Here is a 1,529-nt window from a genome sequence, read left to right as displayed (position 1 = left end):
GAGGCCACTGAAAAACTTAAGGTTTTTGAGTAAATTCAAGCGAGAAAATAAAAATGCGGCACCTAATCCGATTATTCCGGAGAAGGTGCCGCATTTTTGTAGGTCTTGCTGCTATTTTTATTAGTCTACTAATTTCAATATCCGTTTTAAGTTCACTGCAAATATCGCCATAGCACCTTGTATTTGCATGCCTGGCAGACCCGAGGACGTGGCTACGTCATACCCGTGTCGATGTTTAAGTTCACTGTTTTTGGCTTCAATTTTGTACCGTTCTTTAGCTTTCTCTTTAAAGTATTCCGTTTCCTGAAATGCCATCTGTTCGAGATGTTCGCCGGATTTAATGCTCACGGAGTACGTTTTGCTTTTGGCACCTTCTTTGTAGCAGCCATCTTTCATCGGGCATTGTTTGCACAGCGATACATCAAAATAATACGTGTTGACTTGGTTCTCCCCGACACCTTTCTTTCCTGTCCGCGCTTTTCGAATGGCCATGTGTCCCGCCTTACAAACATACATCTCTGCATCCTTGTTAAAGTCGAACTCGTCTTCCTTTTTGCGCGCGCCTTGAGTAATTAGGGGGTTTAATCGCGAGACGAGTTGAATTTTATTTTCCTTGCTGTAGGCTAAATTGTCTTTTTCCGAATAAGCCATGTCGCCAATGACAGTCTTCACCTTCATGCCTGCTGCCTTGCTCTTCTCGATGAGCGCTTGCAGTTGTTTGCCGTCATTCTTTTCGCCGGTTGTGATAATCGCAGCTGTGATGATTCGTTCTTCGGTCATGGCCAAGTGCGTTTTGTAACCAAAGAATGAAGAGTCTGCGCTCTTGTGTCCGATGCGCGCGTCCTGATCTTGCGAGATGCGCAGTTGCTCCACGTCATCCTCGACTGTCTCTTTCAGCAGATTCAGCGGTTCCGTGATTTTGGGTAGCTGTGCGATGCCTAGCCCAGTTTCAGTAATCTTGATGAGCTCCTGACAATAAGTAATCTCGGCTTCAAGTGTGTCCACCGTATTCTTAGCGGGAAGTTTTGCTCGAAGTGACTCGTCGACAGTGTAGATTGCTTTGCGCAATTTACGGGAACGATCCTGCAAAAGCTCTCTCGGCGATTTTTGGTTGTAACGCGCTTTCGTATGTGTCGCGTCCACGATGATGGCCGTGCTCTTTAAAATCCCTTGCGCGGTTGCCAGTTCAACAGTCTTACCGATAAGTAGGTCCAGCAGGTCCATGTTTTTCAACCGCAACTTACGGAATTTCGTGAGGGAACTTGAGTCTATGACAGCTTCTTCCGGCGCCATCTGAAGGAAATACTTAAAAGACATGTCGTACCGGGAGCGCTCAACTAGGTCTACGTCCGACAGCTCGAAAATGGCTTTCAAAAGTAAATATTTAAACATTCGCAACGGATCGATAGCGTTGCGACCGTTGTCCAAACAGTAATTGGCTTTCAATTCGTCGTAGACGAAGGAGAAGTCGACTAGCTCATTGATCTGGCGCAGCATGTTGTCTTTAGGCACAATGAGGTCGTAAAGCG

The 1,529-nt window shown here is 46.2% G+C and carries 1 protein-coding gene; it reads right to left on the bottom strand.

The window, feature by feature from the left end; genetic code table 11:
• Positions 1 to 120 precede the first annotated feature (120 nt).
• The coding region (locus J2736_RS34230; protein WP_310502974.1) for an IS1182 family transposase at positions 121 to 1,529 on the bottom strand (1,409 nt) is incomplete at its 5' end.

It is taken from the genome of Paenibacillus qinlingensis (assembly GCF_031455095.1).
Lineage (GTDB): Bacteria > Bacillota > Bacilli > Paenibacillales > NBRC-103111 > Paenibacillus_E > Paenibacillus_E qinlingensis_A.
Note: the sequence above shows the minus strand (reverse complement) of the source record. Positions and strands in the feature narration are given on the sequence as shown.